The sequence below is a fragment of the Advenella sp. S44 genome (genome assembly GCF_002810445.1).
In the GTDB taxonomy this organism is placed as follows: domain Bacteria; phylum Pseudomonadota; class Gammaproteobacteria; order Burkholderiales; family Burkholderiaceae_B; genus Advenella.
Genome location: NZ_NEXS01000009.1, coordinates 158,737 through 178,295, shown reverse-complemented (window position 1 = coordinate 178,295; position 19,559 = coordinate 158,737). Strand labels below are relative to the sequence as shown.

Here is a 19,559-nt window from a genome sequence, read left to right as displayed (position 1 = left end):
GCACCCCGGCCTGTTCCTGCGGTACAAGCATATCAGTCGGCCCGCGAGGGCCAGGCGCGTCGTGTCCCCCTTGCCAGTCTTGCCCTCAATCCGAATTGATTTGAACCGACCTGTTTCATGAACGTACTGCAATATTACGAAAAGACCCTTGCTGAGCGCGGCTATCAGGCCGATGAGGCCCAGCAGCGGGCGATTGCGCGTCTGCAGGTATTTGCCGATGAGCTGGTGGCGTACAAGCAGGAGCTGGGCAAGCCTTTCCGGCGCTTTTTCCGCAAGCCCGAGCCGCCGCGCGGCGTTTATATGTGGGGCGGAGTCGGGCGTGGCAAAAGCTTTCTGATGGATTCGTTCTTTATGACGGTACAGATCGAGCAAAAGACACGGATTCATTTTCATGAATTCATGCGCAGCGTTCATCATCAATTGCAGCAACTGCGGGGCAAGAGCGACCCGCTGGACGAAGTGGCGCGCCTCATCAGTGAAAAATACAAACTGATCTGCTTTGATGAGTTTCACGTTTCGGATATTGCAGATGCCATGATCCTCTATAAGCTGCTGCTCAATCTGTTTGAAAATGGCACCAGCTTTGTCATGACATCCAATTATGAACCATCGACGCTGTACCCGGATGGTTTGCACCGCGACAGGATCCTGCCGGCCATTGCCCTGATTCAGAAGCGGATGGATGTACTCAATGTTGATACCGGTGTGGATTATCGCCAGCGGACGCTGGAACAGGTACCCATGTACCTGACTCCCCTGAATGACGACACGCAAGCGCAATTGCAACAGGCGTTTGATCGACTGGCAGAAACCGCGCCTCAGGATACCGATCTGCGTATTGAAAACCGGGTGATCAAGGCGGTTGCGGTGGCCGGATCAGTGGTATGGTTCAGTTTTGCGGAACTTTGCGGCGGACCCCGCTCGCAGAATGACTATCTGGAGCTGGCCAATCGCTATCAGACAATCATTCTGTCGGGTGTACCACGCATGATGCCCCGGCATTCGTCCGAGGCGCGCCGTTTTACCTGGCTGATTGACGTCTTGTACGATCATAATGTCAAACTGATCATGTCTGCCGAATGTCCGGCTCAGGAGCTGTACACCGAAGGGGTCCTGGCCAATGAATTTCACCGGACCGTGTCCCGTATTACCGAAATGCAGTCCAAAGAATACCTTGAATCCGAAAGACGATTGTCGGTGAAACTTTAATATTATTGCAGTTGGAAATCGAATATGAGTGCTGAACAAACTCCCATCCCCAGTAGCGCAAGTCAAAGTGTACGCGTACTGACGGGCATTACGACATCAGGAACACCGCACCTGGGCAATTACGCAGGTGCCATCCGGCCAGCGGTCGCCTCCAGTCGCCAGCCCAACGTCGATGCCTTCTTTTTCCTGGCAGATTACCATGCCCTGATCAAATGTGATGATCCGCAGCGCGTGGCCCGCTCGCGCCTTGAAATTGCCGCGACCTGGCTTGCCGCCGGACTGGATCCCGACAAGGTAACGTTTTATCGCCAGTCGGATGTGCCGGAAATTCCTGAACTCAGCTGGATACTGACCTGCATTACGCCCAAAGGCCTGATGAATCGCGCCCATGCTTACAAGGCATCGGTCGATCAGAACGTGGCCCGAAACGTCGAGCCTGATGATGGCGTGAATATGGGTTTGTTTTCTTACCCGGTACTGATGGCAGCCGATATTCTGATGTTCAATGCCAACCGCGTGCCGGTCGGCCGCGACCAGATCCAGCATCTGGAAATGGCACGGGATATTGCCCAACGCTTTAATCACCAGTACGGAGCAGGACGGGACTATTTTGTGCTGCCCGATGTGCAGATTGATGAAGACGTGGCAACGCTGCCCGGCCTGGATGGCCGTAAAATGTCCAAGAGCTACAACAACACTATCCCGCTTTTTGAGGGTGGCGCCAAGGCATTATCAAATGCCATTGCGCGGATCGTGACCGACTCGCGCGCACCAGGCGAGTCCAAAGATGCCGACGCGTCTCACCTGTTTCTGATCTACAAGGCGTTTGCCACGCCCCAGGATACTGAAAACTTCCGGCGTGAACTGGCTGACGGCATGGGCTGGGGCGATGCCAAGCAAAAACTGGCCGCTCACCTGGAAGGTATTCTGGCCCCCATGCGCGAGCAATATGTCACGCTGATGGACAATCCCGAAAGGATTGAAGATATCCTGCACGCCGGCGCGGCCAAGGCGCGCAAGCTGGCAACGCCATTCATGCAGCAAATTCGCGAAGCTATCGGCTTGCGCAATGGCACCCGCGTGGCCAGTGCAGCGCCTGCCAAAAAGAAAAGTGGTAAGGCGGCCCGGTTTATCAGTTTTCGCGATGAAGCGGGCGCATTCCGCAGTCGCCTGGTCGCGGCCGATGGCGATACGCTGTTGCTGTCGGCTCCGTATGCCGAACCGAAACAGGCAGGGCAATTTTCATCACAATTGCTATCACTAGACCTTCGCTCGCTGATTCGGCGCAATCCGGATTATAGTATCACTGTCGTGCTGGACGAACAGGAATTGGGTGCCAGCCCTGCGATGCAATCGGAGATGGAACGCGAATCGCTGATTGTGCGCTTGCTGCAGACAGTAGAGTCATTGGCGCCTGCCAGCGACGCGTCGTCCTAATGCCGCCCGGCCACGGTATTGGTGCCTGACAAGTCATTCCGTGCGCTGGGTGGTGGTGAGCAGGGCTCACGGCTACCTCACTGCATGTGCTGTCTGGCGAGCTTGGTTGATGGCAGCCGAAAGATTACAATGGCCGCATTGGGCATATTTTTACAGGGCAATCAGTATATGGACACCGCGGTGATCGATCAGGATTTGGTTATTATCAACGAAGCACAGTATGGTGTTGTCATTGACCTGGTTTATGCCAGCAGCAATAACATTGCAGGGCGCGTCGTGTATCAGACCGCCCGGTGTGCGTTGCACAAAGACGCGGCGCCGCGATTGCTTCGCGCTTCGGAACTGGCCCGTTCAGCCGGATACACCCTTAAGGTCTTTGACGGATACCGGCCGCCTGCCGCGCAGAAAATCTTCTGGTTGGCGCTGCCTGATGCCCAGTATGTCGCGGATCCGTTACAGGGATCGCATCATTCGCGCGGCACCGCCGTGGATGTTACGTTGCTGGATGAACAGGGCGCCGAACTGGACATGGGCACCGGTTTTGATGCCATGGAAGATGCCTCGCACCACGATTATGCAGACTTGCCTGCCATCGTGCAAAAAAATCGCCTGCTATTGCTGGGTATTATGCTGCATGCGGGGTTCCGCGGCATCAAGTCCGAATGGTGGCATTACGAATTGCCGAACTCGGGTGCTTACCCTGTCATCGAAAGTACGCTGGTGACGGTATAGCGAACTCAGTATGGCGTTCCCATGTGGCGCTCCTGATTGGGTAAACCAGGCAACACGATCCAGGTAAGACGATCCAGGTAAGACGATCCAGGTAAGACGATCCAGGTACAACAATCCAGGTACAACAATCCAGGTACAACAATCCAGGTACAACAATCCGGGTACAACAATCCGGGTACAACAATCCGGGTACAACAATCCGGGTACAACAATCCGGGTACAACAATCCGAGTATAGCGATTTGGGTACAACAATCGGTGATGGCGATTCCGAAACGACAATCCTGATATTAAGACCTCGATATTGAGATACTGGTATAGGGATATATGTCTATTTCCTATTCCGACGACATTTGCTAAGATTTGCCGTTCATGTGCAGGCTGAGGGCTCTCCCGGTTTTCTGCATACCAATCATTGTCGCCAATGCCTGCCGGCAACAATGACCTGGCGCGGCCTGCGTAGCTTGCCGTGATCGGGTTCCCGCCTGTAGTTAGTTCATTCTATCGGAGTCTTTCCATGTCAGTTCGCCGTAAGTTTATGAGAAACGCGTTTATGGCGGCCTGTGCCGCCGCCCTCGGATTGTCCGTCAGCGTCACAGCGCAAGCGGCCACGCCTAAGAATATGCTGGTTATCTCCAAGAGTGCCGATCCGCAAATGCTGGATATCGCTGTCACCATGGATAATAACGATTGGTCCATTACCTATCCCAGCTATCAGCGCCTGATTAAATACAAGGCTGAGGGCTCGACCGAAGTGGAAGGGGAGCTGGCAAAAAGCTGGGCAACGTCGGCTGACAAGCTCACCTGGACATTCACGCTGAATGAGGGGCAGAAATTCAGTGACGGCGCACCGGTCGACGCCCAAGCGGTCAAATACAGTTTTGACCGCCTGATGAAAATGAAGCAGGGCCCGTCTGAACCTTTCCCGGCAGGGTTGCAGGTGACCGTCAAGGACCCCATGACCGTGGAGTTCAAGCTGGACAAGCCGTTTGCGCCATTCCTCAATATCCTGGCCAACAACGGCGCAGGCATCATCAATCCGGCGGTTGAAAAACAGGCGGGCGGGGCAGACAAATATCTGGCCGGCCATACCGCCGGTTCGGGACCCTATCAGCTGGCAAAATGGAACAAGGGTCGCAGCCTGATTCTTGAGCGTAATCCTCATTACGGCGGCCAGCAGCCCACACTTGAAAAAGTCGCATTCAAAATCGTGCCCGAGGCTTCAGCCCGGCGCCTGCAATTGCAAAATGGCGACCTGGACATTGTCGGCAGCATACAGCCTGACCAGGTTAAAGCGATGCAAGATGCCAGCGGTGTGGTATTCAAGAAAGTGCCATCGTTGCTGGTATCGTACCTGTACCTGAACAACAAGACGGGACCGCTCAGTAATGTCGCGCTGCGTAAGGGTATTGCCCAGGCAGTCGATTACAACGGCATGATCAATGGCATTATGCATGGCGAAGCCAAACCGCTCAATGGTCCCATTCCCGAAGGCATGTGGGCCCATGACGAGACGTTGCCGGGCGTCAAGACCGATCTGGCTGCGGCCAAGGAAAGCGTAGGCGAGGCGGCGCCTGACAAGCCGCTTACCTTGCTTTATTCGACCAAAGAGCCTTACTGGGAACCCATTGCGCTATCGGTGCAAGCCAGTTTGCAGGCCGTCGGCGTCAAGGTACGACTGGAAAAACTGGCCAATGCCACCATGCGCGACCGCCTCGGAAAAGGGGATTTCGATATTTCAATTGGCAACTGGTCTCCGGATTTTGCCGATCCGTTCATGTTCATGAACTACTGGTTTGATTCGTCCAAGCAAGGTCTGCCCGGGAACCGGTCATTCTATTCAAATCCGGAAGTGGACAAACTGGTGCGCCAGGCTGCGGAAGAAACCGATCAGGCCAAGCGCACGGACTTGTATCAGCAGGCGCAAAAACAAGTCGTCAAGGACTACGCCTATGTCTACCTGTTCCAGCATAGCAACCAGATGGGCTTGCGCGATAACGTAAAAGGTTACGCTTATAATCCGATGCTGCACGATGTATATAACGTAGCGGATATTTCCAAAGACTGATGCGAGCGATACGATCCGGTGCGTGCCGTTGCGAACCGGATCTGTCAAACATGCGGTAATTAAACCGACACGGCGTCGATATCATTTCCAAAAAGGCTCGTTTTGTTTTTCCAGATATTGTTCAAGCGCCTGCCCTGGCTCGTTGTGGTGATGCTGGGCGTATCAATGATCACTTTCATTGTCTCTCATATGATTCCCGGCGATCCGGCACGGCTCATTGCCGGTGACCGGGCAACAGAGGAAATCGTTACCGGTATTCGTCAGAAACTCGGCCTGGATCTGCCACTATACGAACAGTACTGGCTGTACCTGAAGGGACTGCTACAGGGCGATTTAGGCACTTCCATACGTACCGGCCGACCGGTCATAGAAGATCTGCTTGCGTTTTTCCCGGCCACACTGGAGCTGGCCATTGTGGCGCTGATCTTTTCCATGCTGGTGGGTATACCTCTGGGTGTCTTGTCGGCGGTCTACAAAAACGCCTGGATCGATCAAATTGCCCGCACCCTGGCTGTAATGGGTATTTCCATGCCTGCATTCTGGCTCGGCCTGGGGCTGCTCATTATTTTTTACGGGCATCTGTCCTGGTTTCCTTCGGGTGGCCGGATTGATAGCCTGCTGGGAGATCCGCCGACTGTCACAGGTTTCTTCCTGATAGACTCGCTGCTGGCCGGCGACTGGGAATTATTTCGCAGTGCGGCCCAGCATCTGGCGCTGCCTGCGTTCACACTCAGTTTCGTGCACCTGGGCGTCGTGGCCCGGCAAATCCGCTCGTCCATGCTGGAGCAGCTATCCGAAGATTATGTGCGCACCGCACAGGCCTATGGGCTTGGAAGATGGAAGATTATTCTGGGGCACGCTCTTCCCAACGCGCTGATCCCTTCAGTAACCGTACTGGGGCTGGCCATGGGCGATCTGCTTTACGGCGCAGTGCTGACCGAGACGGTCTTTGGCTGGCCCGGTATGGGACTGTATGTGGTTGATTCCATCCAGGCGCTGGATTTTCCCGCCGTCATGGGGTTTGCCGTGCTAGTGTCGTTTGTCTATGTCCTGCTCAATATGCTGGTTGATTTGCTGTACAGCGTACTGGACCCTCGTATCAAGGATGCCGGCTGATGACTGCAATGGGTGGAACCTCGTCAATGTCCTATTCGCTTTCGTATTTCTGGTATCAGTTGCGGCGCAGCCCTATGATGCTGGTCGGACTCACGCTGATCGGCCTGATGTGTCTGGCTGCGTTGCTGGCGCCGCTGCTTACCGGACACGATCCTGATGCCATCGACCTGAGCAACCGGCTGTTGGCGCCATCGGCGACGCATTTTTTCGGTACCGACGAGGTCGGAAGAGATCTGTTCAGTCGCGTGCTGTATGGCGCACGTCAGTCCATTGGCGTCGGCATTTTCGTGGCATTCGTGGCCAGCGCCATCGGCTCGGTCATTGGCTGCTTTTCGGGCATTATCGGCCGAACTGTTGATACCGTTATCATGCGTGTGATGGACATTGTGCTGTCCGTTCCGTCGCTGGTTTTGACAATGGCGCTTGCCGCAGCGCTGGGCCCGAGCCTGTTCAATGCAATGATTGCCATCACGATTGTGCGTATTCCCTATTATGTGCGTCTGGCTCGGGGCCAAACGCTGAGCATTCGCGAGATGGCCTATGTGCAGGCAGCCCGTACTTTCGGAGCTGGCAAAAGACATATCGTGCGTTGGCACGTATTGCGCAATGCCTTGCCGCCGGTGATTGTGCAGATGACGCTGGATATCGGTAATGCCATTTTGATGGCGGCCGCGCTCGGATTTATCGGCCTGGGCGCCCAGCAGCCAACGGCCGAATGGGGTGCAATGATCGCCTCGGGTCGTAATTTTCTACTGGACCAGTGGTGGTACTCTACTTTCCCGGGTATTGCGATCCTGATTACCGCTATCGGGTTCAATCTGCTTGGAGATGGTGTTCGTGATATGCTGGATCCGAAACAGAAGGTGAAATGATGAGGCCCAACAATCAGCCCATTGCGCCGCGGCACGTAGCGGCGGCGCCAGCGGGGCAGGAAAGCATCCCGCCGGTACTGGACATAGCTAATCTGCATATTGAATTTCCCATTTACCGGGGCGCTGTTCGTGCGCTCAATGGCGTGACCATTCAGGTGCAGCCCGGTGAGATTGTGGGCATCGTGGGCGAATCGGGTTCGGGAAAATCGGTGACCGCCATGATGAGCATGCGATTGATTCCCCGACAGCACTATATTGTCCGCAAGGGGAGTATTCACAAATCGGGAAAAAACATACTGGATGCTTCGGAAAAGCAAATGCGCCATATTCGCGGCCGCGACATGGCCATGATTTTTCAGGAGCCCATGACAGCGCTGAATCCGACCATGAAGGTGGGTCGTCAAATTACAGACGTCATTGCAAGGCATACCTCGCTGTCGGCAAAACAGGCGCGGGAACGCGCCATTTCATTGTTGCGAGACATGCACATTGCCGATCCTGTGCAGGTGTTTGATGCCTACCCCTTTGAGCTGTCCGGGGGAATGCGCCAGCGGATCATGATTGCGCTGGCATTCTCTTGCGACCCGTCCTTGCTGATCGCCGACGAGCCAACGACGGCTCTGGATGTCACGGTGCAAAAGCAAGTACTGATGCTGCTGCGTGAACGAGCAAAAAAGACCGGGACCGCCATTTTGCTGATTACACATGACATGGCCGTCGTATCACAATTTTGTGAGCGGATTTATGTCATGTACGCCGGCAGTGTTATGGAGCAGGGCGCAACCGGCGACGTCATTCGTGCACCAGGCCATCCCTATACGCGAGGGCTGCTTGGGGCGCTGCCGGACAACGCTACGCCGGGTGCGCCGCTGCTGGCGATTTCGGGTCAAGTGCCAAACCTGGCAGATCTGCCTGATGGATGTGCCTTTCGCAACCGCTGCAGTCTGCAAACAGAAGCCTGTAGCCGGATTCCGTCGCTGATGCCGCTCAAGCCGATGGCCGGGTCTGGCGCACATGCTGCCGCATGCTGGATGACAGTTGGGGAGACGCGTGATGCCTGAGGCCATTCTCAGACTTGACGACATCCATGTCCACTTTCCCGTAAAGCGCAACTGGCGCGGCAAGGCCCGGGCCTGGGCACATGCGCTCAATGGTGTGGATCTGGCCGTCAGACGTGGCGAAACGCTGGGTGTGGTGGGCGAATCGGGCTGTGGAAAAACCACGTTGGCCCAGGTGTTGATGGGTCTGCAACATCCAACACATGGGCAATTACGCTGGAACAATGACCTTGGCCAGCCCAATGTACAGATTGTTTTCCAGGATCCGCAGTCGTCGCTGGATCCGCGTCTGCCAGTCTGGAAAATCATGACCGAGCCCGTGTATGTCAAGGGAAAAGCGCAGGAACCTGCCATGCGGGCCCTTGCTGCGCGACTGGCTGAACAAGTGGGTTTATCGCCGGATTATCTGAACCGCTATCCGCATGAGTTTTCCGGTGGACAGCGCCAGCGTATTGCCATTGCCAGGGCGCTGGCTTCCGATCCCGATGTGATTGTGCTTGATGAGCCGACATCGGCGCTGGATATTTCAGTGCAGGCGCAGATCATCAACCTGCTGTTCAAGTTGCAACGTGAGCACCAGCTCACTTATATTCTGATTTCGCACAACGTCTCGGTCATCCGGCATATGAGCAACCGCATCGCGGTCATGTATCTTGGACAGATTGTAGAACTGGGCGACACGGCAAATGTTCTTGCGCGACAGCGCCATCCCTACACCCGACTATTGCTTGACGCGGTGCCGGTCCTGGGATCCGTCTTGCCGGAAAACGCCGTGCAGGCCATCCCCGAATTACCGGGCAATCGTGTGTTGCCAGGGGGCTGTTTTTTTCTGGACCGTTGTGCATTTCGCACACAAGGATGCGAACACAGGCAACTGCTCAAACCCATACCCGAAGAAACGCCGGCACACAGTGTCCGGTGCCACCGCTACGATCATGATGAGCCAGATGAAAAATAAAAAAACGCAGACAGAATCTGCAAGAGCAGCAAGAAAAAAAGGCTTTGGCGTTATTGTCTCGCTATTGCCTTATGTGTGGATGTTCAAGTGGCGCGTGATAGGCGCACTGGCGTGCCTGGTGATTGCCAAAGTGGCCAGCGTCATGCTGCCAGTGTATCTGAAAGATATTGTCGATCAGCTGAGCCTTCCCGGGACGACGCTTATGCTGCCGGTCGCAGCGCTACTGGCCTATGGCTTTGCAAGAATTTCCAGCAGTGTCTTTTCGGAGTTGCGTGATGCCCTGTTTGCCAAAGTCACGCAAGGCTCGATACAACGGATTGCCGCCACAATTTTTACGCATCTTTTCGGACTTTCAATTCGCTATCATCTGGAGCGGCAGACCGGCGGTCTCAGTCGCGATATGGATCGCGGCACTAAGGGCATTGGGTTTTTGCTCAACTTCACGCTCTTCAATATATTGCCCACGTTGCTTGAACTGTCCATGGTCATGGTGATTTTGCTGGTGCGCTACGACATCTGGTTTGCCGTTGTGATTCTGGCCACCATCGCCGCCTATATCGTATTCACGCTTGTGGTGACAGAGCGGCGCATGGTCATGCGCAGGCGCATGAACAGTTTGGACAGCATGGCCAATACACAGGCGATTGATGCCCTGATCAATTACGAAACCGTCAAGTATTTCAACAATGAATCCTACGAGATCAATCGCTACGATACCAACTTGGGCACCTGGGTAGATTCAGCGGTCAAGAATCAGATTTCGCTCAATATGCTGAACGCCGGGCAGGGCGTCATTATTACGGTGGGCATGGTCGTGCTGTTATGGATGGCTGCGGGGCGCGTGACGACGGGGCAAATGACAGTCGGGGATATTGTCCTGATATCGGCGTACCTGACGCAGTTGTATGCACCGCTCAACTTCCTGGGATTCATTTATCGCGAAATCAAGAACTCCCTGTCTGACATGGAACGCATGTTCGGCATCCTTGACCAGCATCAGGAGATTGAAGACACGCCACAAAGCGTTCCAATGAATACGCGCAATGCCGAAATTCGCTTTGAGCATGTGGGCTTTGCTTACGAACCGGAAAGACAGATACTGCATGATGTCAGTTTTACGATTGGCGCAGGAGAGACGGTTGCGGTCGTAGGTACCTCCGGCGCCGGCAAGTCCACCCTGTCGCGCTTGTTGTTTCGTTTCTATGACGTAACATCGGGACGGATCACGATTAACGGTCGTGACATCCGCGAATACACGCAACTGAGCTTGCGTGAGCATATCGGGATCGTGCCGCAGGATACTGTCCTGTTCAACAACAGTATTTATTACAACATTGCCTACGGGCGTCCCGAAGCGACGCGGGACGAAGTGCTGCAAGCGGCCAAGGCCGCCAGTATTCACGAATTTGTGATGTCGTTGCCAGAAGGTTACGATACACAGGTGGGCGAGCGCGGTCTGAAATTGTCTGGCGGCGAGAAGCAGCGCGTGGCGATTGCCCGCACCATTTTGAAAAATCCACCCATCCTGGTGCTGGATGAAGCGACCAGTGCGCTGGATACGCGCACCGAAAGAGCGATCCAGGATGAATTATACAAAATCACAAAAGGCCGAACGACCATGATTATCGCCCATCGCTTGTCCACTATTGTGGATGCCGACCGGGTCCTGGTCATGGATCAGGGCAGGGTGGTCGAACAGGGCTCTCATGTCCGGCTGTTGCAGGCCAACGGCGTATACGCGCGGATGTGGGCCATGCAGTTTGCCGCAAGCGAAGAAGGGACGGATGTCTGAGAGGCGTCGCGGGCAAGATGCCGCCAGCCAGTGACGCCGGCAAATTGCACGTGACGGTGTATTGATTTGCGCCGTACTGCTGCGTACGGACGCTGTATTGGTCGCGCAGAGGTGGCAAATTGGCAGGAAAGGCCCAGAGCTACGCCAGCTCATCGATATTGCCTTTCCTTAGGCGAATGCGGGTGGACCAGGCAGATTTAATAGACCGCATTATTGCATTCGCAATAGCGGTTTACTAACCCGGGCAAAGACTACAGTCCAAGTTACCCGCGCAGATTACTGATGCAGAATACTTGCCCCTGCTACTGGCTCAGACCCGCGGCCTTGATCACCTGCTTCCATTTGCTCACTTCTTCTTGCTGAAACTGGGTAAATTGCGAGGGATTATTTCCCACGATGGTAAAGCCCAGTTTTTTCATGGTCTCTTGAGTGCGCGATTGTTTCAGGCTTTCGCTGACGGCCTGGTGCAGCTTGTCAATCACTTCTTTGGGCGTGCCCTTGGGCGCGGCAACGCCTTGCCAGGAGTAAACAACCATATCCTTCATTCCGGATTCAACCATGGTAGGTATATCAGGCAGCTCGGGCGCGCGTTCGGAACCTGTGGTGGCCAGCGCCTTGAGCTTGCCACTCTGCACATGCGTGAGCACAGCGCCCAGATTCTGGAACGACACATCTACCTGCGCGCCAAGCAGATCGGCAATAGCGGCGCCGCCGCCTTTATACGGAACGTCTATTCCCGTGGTGTTGCTGCGCTGGCGGAACATCACAGCAGATAAATGATCCGATGAGCCGGTGCCCGAGGAGGCATACGAGGTCTCGTCCGGATGCTTGCCAGCGTATTCGATCAGTTCGGCGACGGTGTTGACCGGAATTTTCGAGGACACGACCAGCACGTTAGGGTTGCGAACCAGCTGGCTCACGTAGTCGAAATCCTGGCTCGGATTGTAGGACAGTTTTTTATAAAGCCCTTCATTGATCGCGAAGGTGCCAATGGATCCGACCATCAAGGTGTAGCCATCGGGCTTGGCATTTTTCAGTTCCTGGGCGGCAATCGCGCCATTGGCACCCGGCTTGTTTTCCACAATTACCGTTTGGCCCAGCACTTTTTCCATACCCGGCGCAATAGTGCGTGCGGTGATATCCGAAGAGCCGCCAGGCACGAACGGTACAATTATTCTTACCGGCTTTTCCGGATACGCTGCCAGGGCAGGCCCTGCCACAGCCGCTGCCATTACCAGCGCGCTTGTAAGCAATTTATCAATCATGCGTTTTGTCTCCGCCAATACTATTCTGTTAAGATAAGATGTCTGATGTTGTTTACGCTTGTACGACAACTATATTAAGACATCGATATATTGTCAAATGAATTATCCAGTCGCGGGCGGCTGAGCCCACGGCCCGTCGTTGGCGACGCAGGTCGCAGTGTGCTGGTAAAAAGATCCACAGTCGGTCCGCGCTTGATTTACTATAAGGGATAAGGTCGGCGATGGATCGTTGGCGATATAAGCGGCCAGTCGGGTAACAGACAGGTCATACAAACGGAGGGCTGGGGCCCTTCAATCACGGAGACGAGGAATGATAAATTTCAGTAAAACAGTCAGTGCCATGATTCTGGCCTTGGGGATTGCCGGTAGTGCCAACGCAGCCTATCCGGATGCGCAACCGGTCAAGGTGTTAGTCGGTTATACACCCGGCGGCACCACCGACTTGGTGGCACGCATTGTGGCCAGGGGCCTGAGTGAAGAGCTCAAACAAAGTTTCGTCGTGGAGAACAAACCCGGCGCCAGCAACAATATTGCCATGACGGAAGTGGCCAGAGCCAAGCCCGACGGCTATACCCTTATTGTCACGACCATTGCCAGTTCGGTCAACGCCACGATGTTCAAGAAGCTGAACTATGATCTGAAAAAAGACTTCGCACCAGTCGCCCTCGTCGCCAAAGTGCCCAATGTGCTGGTGGTCAATCCCAAGCTGCCGGTCAACAACGTCAAGGAGCTGGTCGAATACATCAAGAACAACAAGGACAAGGCCACTTATGCCTCTTCGGGAGTGGGCTCTTCGCAGTTTCTATGCGGTGAGCAGCTCAATCAGGACGCAGGCACGCAGATTCTGCATGTTCCATTCAAGGGAAGTGCGCCAGGGTTGACCGCGGTCATGGCCGGCGACGTGCTGCTGGAGTTTGACAATATGCCGTCTGCCTGGCCGTTTATCAGCTCCGGCAAGCTCAAAGCGCTGGCCGTCACCAGCAAGGAAAAATCGGCAGTGGCTCCTGAGTTGCCCACAATGATAGAGGAAGGCTTCGAGGATTTTGATATTTCTTCGTGGTTTGGCGTATTGGCGCCGGCCGATATGCCAGCCGAAGATGTGGCGCGACTGAATCAGGCAATTGTGAAAGTGGTGGCCAAGCCCGAGGTGCAGAAACAACTGGCAGACCAGGGCGCCATTCCGCAAAAGATGACACCCGAACAGTTCGGTTCATTTATCAGCGAGGAAGTCGACCGCTGGGGTGCGCTGATCACCAAGCTGGGTGTCAGCGTCGATTAGTCGATGAGTTGACTGCTCCAATAGTCGAGTCATCGAATACTTGAGTCGTCGAATTATTGAGTTATCGAGCAGTTGAGTCGTCGATCACACTGCGGCCCGCCACCGAAGCGGGCCGCAGTCTCTTATTTTTTCAGTTTGGCAAAGGCCGCTGCCATGGCATTCATGGATGTGCTGGCAGGCGCCTGGTTGCGCGCCTGTTGCCGCCCGCCACCAGAAGATCGCGGTGCGGCAGCGCCCGGACGCGAATCGCGCCGAGCAACCGGACCGGTATCGTCCTTGAGCCTCATGGTCAAACCAATACGGTTACGTGCCACATCCACTTCCTGAACCTTGACCTTGACTGTCTGTCCCACGCGGACCACATCGCGCGGATCTTTCACAAACGTATCTGACAGCGCAGAAATATGCACCAGACCGTCCTGATGAACGCCGATGTCCACAAACGCACCAAAATTGGCCACGTTGGTGACCACGCCGTCCAGAATCATGCCTTCTGACAGATCCTTGATCGTTTCTACGCCTTCCTGGAAGGTGACTGTTTTGAATTCGGGACGCGGATCGCGGCCGGGTTTTTCCAGTTCAGAGAAAATGTCTTTCACGGTAGGCAGACCGAAGCGCTCATCGGTAAACTCGCTCGGAGACAGTCCGTTTAACGCCTCTTTATTGCCAATGACCGTTTTGACGTCCTTGCGGATTTTATCCAGGATGCGCTCGACCAGCGGATAGGCTTCTGGGTGGACCGCAGAGGCGTCCAGCGGATTGTCGCCGTTCTGAATGCGCAGAAAGCCCGCAGCCTGTTCAAAAGCCTTAGCCCCGAAACGCGAGACGTCCATGAGGGCTTTACGCGTGGAGAATGCGCCATTCTGGTCACGCCAGTCGACAATGTTACGTGCCAGCGTGGAGTTCAGGCCCGACACGCGTGACAGCAGGGCGGCAGAAGCGGTGTTGACATCAACGCCGACCGCGTTCACGCAATCTTCAATGACCGTATCCAGCGAGCGCGCCAGTTCCCGCTGGTTGATGTCGTGCTGATACTGACCAACACCGATCGCCTTGGGCTCAATCTTGACTAACTCGGCCAGAGGATCCTGCAGGCGGCGCGCAATGGACACGGCGCCGCGCAGGCTGACATCCATATCAGGAAATTCTTTCGCCGCCAGTTCCGATGCCGAGTACACCGACGCACCGGCTTCGGAGACGACAATCTTGCGCAGTCCCGCATTGGGCAAGGCTTCAATGAGTTCGGCGGCCAGCTTCTCGGTTTCGCGCGAGGCCGTGCCGTTGCCGATGGCAATCAGTTCAATCTTGTGCTTGTTGACCAGTGCTGCCAGCGTAGCCAGTGATCCATTGCGATCGCGACGCGGCTCAAAGGGATAGACGGTCGCGGTATCGAGCACCTTGCCTGTTTTGTCGATGGCTGCCACTTTGACGCCGGTGCGAATGCCCGGGTCCAGGCCCAGCACCGATTTGGGGCCTGCCGGTGCAGCAAGCAGCAGGTCTTTAAGGTTCGCGGCAAACACGCGGATGGCTTCGGCCTCGGCCTCTTCGCGCAGTTTGGTGATGAACTCGGATTCAAAGGCAGTGAGCATTTTTACGCGCCAGGTCCAGCGGGCCACATCGGCCAGCCATTTGCCACGTGCATTGGCTGCGGAAGAAAAATCGGCATCCAGAGTCAGGAAACGGCTGATGCGTTCTACGCACGGATGTGGCACCAGCGCATCCTGGTCATCGCTCAGGCCGATGCGTAAGTCCAGGGCGCCCTGCTGGCGGCCGCGTAGCAGAGCCAGTACGCGATGCGACGGCAGGCTGCGGATCGATTCACGAAAGTCAAACCAGTCGCGGAAATTGGCGCCTTCCTCTTCTTTGCCTTCAATGACCTTGGAATACAGGAAACCATGCTGTCCAAGGTAGTTGCGCATATCGGCCACCAGATCGGCGTTCTCCGAGAACTGTTCGGCCAGGATGTCTCGTGCGCCGTCCAGCGCGGCGCGTGCGTCCTTGACACCGCCCTCTACGTTGACATACTCCTGAGCGCAGGTCTGTGGATCGCTATTGCGGTCGGTCAGGAGCAACTGGGCCAGCGGCTCCAGGCCGGCCTCGCGGGCAATCTGGGCCCGGGTGCGACGCTTGGGCTTGAACGGCGCGTACAGATCTTCCAGACGCTGCTTGGTGTCAGCGGCCACGATGGCTTCGTTGAGCTCGGGCGTGAGCTTGCCCTGCGCGGAAATGGATTCGAGTACGGCGGCGCGGCGCGACTCCAGTTCTCGGACGTAGGCGAGTCGCACTTCCAGGTTGCGCAATACGGTATCGTCCAGGCCGCCGGTGGCCTCCTTGCGATAACGCGCGATAAACGGGACGGTTGCTCCGTCGTCAAGCAGCGTAACGGTGGCTTCGATCTGGCTGGCACGAACATTGAGTTCGGCAGCCAGCAATGCGATGATGCGCGCCGGGTCAACCAGCGGGGAAGATGCGGTTACAGAAGGAGAAGATACGTTCATACTTAACGATTAAAATTTAAACTTAACGCGACATTGTGCCATAAGCATCGCGGTTGGGGCACCAGAACTGGAGTATGATGCCACATGTAAATGCCGAAAGGCGAAGTCGTGGGAAACGTGGTGCGAGTACTAGATTTTGATATTTCCGACTGGTTTGGCCAGGAGGGTCCGCTGGCGGCAGCGGTGCCCGGCTACACGCTGCGCGACGCGCAGATTCAATTGGCGCAGGCCGTGGACGAGACCATCGCCTCGCATTCAGTACTGGTGGCGGAAGCGGGCACCGGAACGGGCAAAACCTGGGCGTATCTGATTCCGGCTTTTTTGTCGGGCGGTAAAGTCTTGATTTCCACCGGGACCCGCACTCTGCAGGATCAGCTGTTTACCAAAGACGTGCCGCGCGTGCGCGATGCCCTGGCGCTGCCGATTCAGGTGGCGCTACTGAAGGGACGCAGCAATTATGTGTGTCATTATCACCTGGAGCGGCTGGAGCAGGATGAGCGCGCGCTCAAGTCCAGGGATGAAGTGTCCCAGCTACGCCAGATCCGTGTATTTGCCACGCGCTCGCGTTCTGGCGACAAAACCGATTGTGGCCAAGTCCCCGAAGATGCCGATATCTGGAACCGCGTCACTTCTACCCGCGAAAACTGCCTTGGGCAGGACTGCCCCGATGTCAAAGAGTGCTTTTTGTTGAAGGCGCGCCGGCAGGCGCAGGATGCCGATGTGGTGGTGATTAACCACGCCTTGTTTTTTGCCGATCTGGTCTTGCGCGAAGAAGGGATCACCGATCTGTTGCCGGCGGCCGATGCGGTGGTATTTGACGAAGCGCATCAGTTGCCCGAGACCGCCACCCGTTTTATGGGCGATGTGGTTTATTCGGGCAATATTACCGATTTTCTGAAGACGGCTGAAGTAGCAGCGCTGACCTATGCGCGAGACAGTGCTAAATGGGCTGACGCCTGCCAGCGGGTCTCTTATTACGTGAAAGATCTGCGGCTGGTGGCGGCGCCGATTGAGAAAATGCCGGGGCGCAAGGCAACCTTTGAACAAATACCGGAAGCCGATCGCTTTTTCGACATTCTAAATAAGCTTTACGATGAACTGGTCACGCTGACCGGCATGCTGACAGCGGTGCAGGAGCGGCATCCCGATCTGGCGGCAGCGGCCAAGTCGGGCACGCAGCTGTGCGCGCGATTGTATCGCTGGTCGCAACCGGTCATTCTTCCGGAAGGCGTGCCACGGGACGCGAGTAATGCGTCGTCCGATACCGGGACGGCCGCATTGGCAGTAGAACACGAAGCCAAGAACGTGGTGGCCGAACAACTGGTTCGCTGGGTCGAGGTCGGCCTGCACCATTTTCGCCTGCAGATGGCGCCGCTGTCGGTCGCTGATGCATTCTCGCGCCAGCGACGCAAGGACCAGGCCTGGATCTTTACCTCTGCCACGCTGTCGGTCTACAAGGATTTTTCGCACTATACCCGGCAGCTGGGGCTGTATGGCGCGCGCACAGAAAAATGGGAGTCGCCCTTTGACTATCAGGACCACGCCATGCTTTACGTGCCGGATCATCTGCCCGAGCCGCAGTCGCCCGATTTTCAGAAGCAGTTCGTCGAGACACTGATTCCCCTGATTCAAGCCAGCCCGGGTGGCGTACTGGTATTGTGCACCACCTTGCGTGCCGTCGACAATATTTCAGCCATGCTGCTGGAGGCCTTTGATACGCATTTTATCGAGCGTGCCGTCTTGCGCCAGGGGGAAAGTTCGCGCGGCATCCTGCTGGCACAGTTTCGCCAGTTGAAAAACGCGGTGCTGGTCGGTAGCGCCAGCTTCTGGGAAGGGATTGATTTGCCGGGCGAGATGCTCACGCTGGTGGCGATTGACAAATTGCCTTTTGCGCCGCCCGATGACCCGGTGCTGGAAGCACGCATAAAAGCTTGTCGCGAATCTGGCGGGAACCCGTTTTTCGAATTTCAGTTGCCCAGTGCCGCCATTGCCCTCAAGCAGGGCGCGGGCCGTCTGATACGTACGGAACAGGATTGGGGGTTACTGGTAGTGGGTGACAGGCGCCTGGTTGAAAAACCTTACGGCAAACTGCTGTGGCGCGGCCTGCCGCCATTTCGCCGTACTCGCAAGCTGGAGGAGGCGGCTGCGTTTCTCAAGACCCATGCCAGCGATATTGCCGTACCTGCGCAAATCGATAACGTATCCGAATAGCTTGAGCACCGGAAATTCGGCTTGCGGTGCCCAGCATCATGATCAACACGAAAAAGCATCAGGGCGACCGTCGGGGTCGCCCTGATGCTTTATAAAGACGCTGAAACTGCGCCAGGCCTGTTTTATCTGAACACGCGTAATGGATTGATTAAACACACGCAATCGCTTAATTAAAACTTAAAACGTCGCGAGGGATCAATTGAACATACGTGACGGATTAAGCCATGAGATCCAGCCACTGTCGCCGTCCAGGCCTCGTTCATAGTATTTGCTGTTAGGGTAGTTCTGGTCCAGGATCCGTTTTGCATCGTTGGCCTGATCGGTCATTCCCAACTGCTGGTAAGACTTCATCATGATGTACAGCGCCGGTTCTGCAGCGGAAACGCCAGAAAAATCTTTCAGAACTGCCTGGCTGCGATTAATTGCAGCAATGTAGGCATGACGGGTGTAATAGTACTTGGCCACGTTGACTTCGTTGTCTGCAATGGTGCTGACCAGCCAGGTAATGCGTTGCTGGGCATCGCGACTGTAGCGGCTTTCCGGAAAGCGCTCGATAAGCTCATTGAATGCATCGTAGGACTGGCGCAGACCCTTGGGATCACGCTCGCTGGGGTCTTGTCCCGTCAGGCTGCGCAGATAGGAGCTGGGCGGCGTAAAGGTAACCAGACCTTTCAGATACAGCATGTAATCGGTGCCCGGATGGCTGGGGTACAGACGCAGGAAGCGGTCGATGACAGTCACTGCCTTTTCCGGTTCATTATCTTTCCAGTTTACATACGCCTGGTCGATGAGCGATTGTTGCGCAAAACTGGAATAAGGATATCGGGCTTCGACGGCTTCCAGATAAGTGCGCGCAGTTTTGAAGTCGTTACTGCGCACATTATCGCGAGCTTCCTGGTACAACTGGGGAGCTGACATGCCGGCTGTTCTGTCAGCTTCTCGGGTCATCATGCTGCTGCAGCCCGCAATAGTCAGGCAGCTCAGCGCAATGAGAGAAGTTCGAAGCAAACGTTTATGCATAATTTGGAAGTGACTGTTAGTTAAAGTTCAAAAAGCAATCTGATA

14 protein-coding genes are annotated in these 19,559 nt (G+C 55.5%); 11 read left to right on the top strand and 3 right to left on the bottom strand.

Annotated elements, in window-relative coordinates; genetic code table 11:
* Nucleotides 1–117: 117 nt before the first annotated feature.
* The 9 genes from zapE to CAP48_RS14620 all read left to right on the top strand — a co-directional run bounded on the left by zapE (nt 118) and on the right by CAP48_RS14620 (nt 11,241).
* A complete protein-coding gene (zapE, locus tag CAP48_RS14660; RefSeq protein WP_100698002.1) occupies nt 118–1,209 on the top strand; it encodes a cell division protein ZapE in 1,092 nt (363 codons plus the stop codon).
* Nucleotides 1,210–1,233: 24 nt separating this feature from the next.
* Complete coding sequence (locus CAP48_RS14655; RefSeq protein WP_100698000.1) at nt 1,234–2,646, top strand: tryptophan--tRNA ligase; 1,413 nt, start codon at nt 1,234–1,236, stop codon at nt 2,644–2,646.
* A 168-nt stretch (nt 2,647–2,814) separates the two neighbouring features.
* Nucleotides 2,815–3,378 carry a D-alanyl-D-alanine dipeptidase gene (ddpX, locus tag CAP48_RS14650; protein ID WP_197707279.1) on the top strand — a complete coding sequence of 188 codons (564 nt, stop codon included), beginning with the start codon at nt 2,815–2,817 and terminating at the stop codon, nt 3,376–3,378.
* 516 nt (nt 3,379–3,894) lie between these two features.
* Nucleotides 3,895–5,445: an ABC transporter substrate-binding protein gene (locus tag CAP48_RS14645; RefSeq protein ID WP_242444507.1), complete on the top strand. Its 1,551-nt coding sequence runs from the start codon at nt 3,895–3,897 to the stop codon at nt 5,443–5,445.
* Between the two features lie 102 nt (nt 5,446–5,547).
* Nucleotides 5,548–6,561, top strand: a complete 1,014-nt coding sequence (locus CAP48_RS14640) for an ABC transporter permease (RefSeq protein WP_242444506.1) — start codon at nt 5,548–5,550, stop codon at nt 6,559–6,561.
* A 26-nt stretch (nt 6,562–6,587) separates the two neighbouring features.
* A complete protein-coding gene (gene ddpC / locus CAP48_RS14635) occupies nt 6,588–7,433 on the top strand; it encodes a D,D-dipeptide ABC transporter permease (protein WP_100698641.1) in 846 nt (281 codons plus the stop codon).
* Nucleotides 7,430–8,494: an ABC transporter ATP-binding protein gene (locus CAP48_RS14630; RefSeq protein ID WP_242444505.1), complete on the top strand. Its 1,065-nt coding sequence runs from the start codon at nt 7,430–7,432 to the stop codon at nt 8,492–8,494. The genes ddpC and CAP48_RS14630 overlap by 4 nt, the downstream gene beginning before the upstream one ends.
* Nucleotides 8,487–9,449 carry an oligopeptide/dipeptide ABC transporter ATP-binding protein gene (locus tag CAP48_RS14625; RefSeq protein ID WP_100697996.1) on the top strand — a complete coding sequence of 321 codons (963 nt, stop codon included), beginning with the start codon at nt 8,487–8,489 and terminating at the stop codon, nt 9,447–9,449. Before CAP48_RS14630 ends, CAP48_RS14625 begins: the two co-directional genes overlap by 8 nt.
* Nucleotides 9,439–11,241, top strand: a complete 1,803-nt coding sequence (locus CAP48_RS14620) for an ABC transporter ATP-binding protein/permease (protein WP_100697994.1) — start codon at nt 9,439–9,441, stop codon at nt 11,239–11,241. The genes CAP48_RS14625 and CAP48_RS14620 overlap by 11 nt, the downstream gene beginning before the upstream one ends.
* Nucleotides 11,242–11,543: 302 nt before the next feature.
* Here the strand turns inward: CAP48_RS14620 and CAP48_RS14615 are convergent, their stop codons facing one another.
* On the bottom strand, nt 11,544–12,506 hold the full coding sequence (locus CAP48_RS14615; protein ID WP_100697992.1) for a tripartite tricarboxylate transporter substrate binding protein: 963 nt from the start codon (nt 12,504–12,506) through the stop codon (nt 11,544–11,546).
* Nucleotides 12,507–12,816: 310 nt separating this feature from the next.
* Between CAP48_RS14615 and CAP48_RS14610 the strand changes: the two genes are divergently transcribed.
* A complete protein-coding gene (locus CAP48_RS14610; protein WP_100697990.1) occupies nt 12,817–13,785 on the top strand; it encodes a tripartite tricarboxylate transporter substrate binding protein in 969 nt (322 codons plus the stop codon).
* Nucleotides 13,786–13,907: 122 nt separating this feature from the next.
* On the opposite strand, the gene CAP48_RS14605 is transcribed toward CAP48_RS14610, so the two are convergent.
* Nucleotides 13,908–16,283 (bottom strand): Tex family protein, encoded by a 2,376-nt coding sequence (locus CAP48_RS14605; RefSeq protein ID WP_100697988.1) that lies wholly within the window; start codon nt 16,281–16,283, stop codon nt 13,908–13,910.
* Between the two features lie 120 nt (nt 16,284–16,403).
* On the opposite strand from CAP48_RS14605, the gene CAP48_RS14600 reads away from it, so the two are divergent.
* Nucleotides 16,404–18,494, top strand: coding sequence for an ATP-dependent DNA helicase (locus tag CAP48_RS14600; RefSeq protein ID WP_242444504.1), 2,091 nt, complete (start codon nt 16,404–16,406; stop codon nt 18,492–18,494).
* Nucleotides 18,495–18,689: 195 nt separating this feature from the next.
* On the opposite strand, the gene CAP48_RS14595 is transcribed toward CAP48_RS14600, so the two are convergent.
* Entirely contained in the window at nt 18,690–19,514 is an 825-nt protein-coding gene (locus CAP48_RS14595; RefSeq protein WP_192871341.1) for an outer membrane protein assembly factor BamD, read from the bottom strand.
* Nucleotides 19,515–19,559: the final 45 nt, after the last annotated feature.

What these genes read in the sequence shown, in the direction of transcription:
- CAP48_RS14610 (WP_100697990.1), top strand. Translation starts at nt 12,817, where the DNA reads ATGATAAATTTCAGTAAAACAGTCAGTGCCATGATTCTGGCCTTGGGG.
- CAP48_RS14595 (WP_192871341.1), bottom strand. Translation starts at nt 19,514, where the DNA reads ATGCATAAACGTTTGCTTCGAACTTCTCTCATTGCGCTGAGCTGCCTG.
- CAP48_RS14625 (WP_100697996.1), top strand. Translation starts at nt 8,487, where the DNA reads ATGCCTGAGGCCATTCTCAGACTTGACGACATCCATGTCCACTTTCCC.
- CAP48_RS14615 (WP_100697992.1), bottom strand. Translation starts at nt 12,506, where the DNA reads ATGATTGATAAATTGCTTACAAGCGCGCTGGTAATGGCAGCGGCTGTG.
- ddpX (WP_197707279.1), top strand. Translation starts at nt 2,815, where the DNA reads ATGGACACCGCGGTGATCGATCAGGATTTGGTTATTATCAACGAAGCA.
- CAP48_RS14630 (WP_242444505.1), top strand. Translation starts at nt 7,430, where the DNA reads ATGATGAGGCCCAACAATCAGCCCATTGCGCCGCGGCACGTAGCGGCG.
- zapE (WP_100698002.1), top strand. Translation starts at nt 118, where the DNA reads ATGAACGTACTGCAATATTACGAAAAGACCCTTGCTGAGCGCGGCTAT.
- CAP48_RS14605 (WP_100697988.1), bottom strand. Translation starts at nt 16,283, where the DNA reads ATGAACGTATCTTCTCCTTCTGTAACCGCATCTTCCCCGCTGGTTGAC.
- ddpC (WP_100698641.1), top strand. Translation starts at nt 6,588, where the DNA reads ATGTCCTATTCGCTTTCGTATTTCTGGTATCAGTTGCGGCGCAGCCCT.
- CAP48_RS14620 (WP_100697994.1), top strand. Translation starts at nt 9,439, where the DNA reads ATGAAAAATAAAAAAACGCAGACAGAATCTGCAAGAGCAGCAAGAAAA.
- CAP48_RS14655 (WP_100698000.1), top strand. Translation starts at nt 1,234, where the DNA reads ATGAGTGCTGAACAAACTCCCATCCCCAGTAGCGCAAGTCAAAGTGTA.
- CAP48_RS14645 (WP_242444507.1), top strand. Translation starts at nt 3,895, where the DNA reads ATGTCAGTTCGCCGTAAGTTTATGAGAAACGCGTTTATGGCGGCCTGT.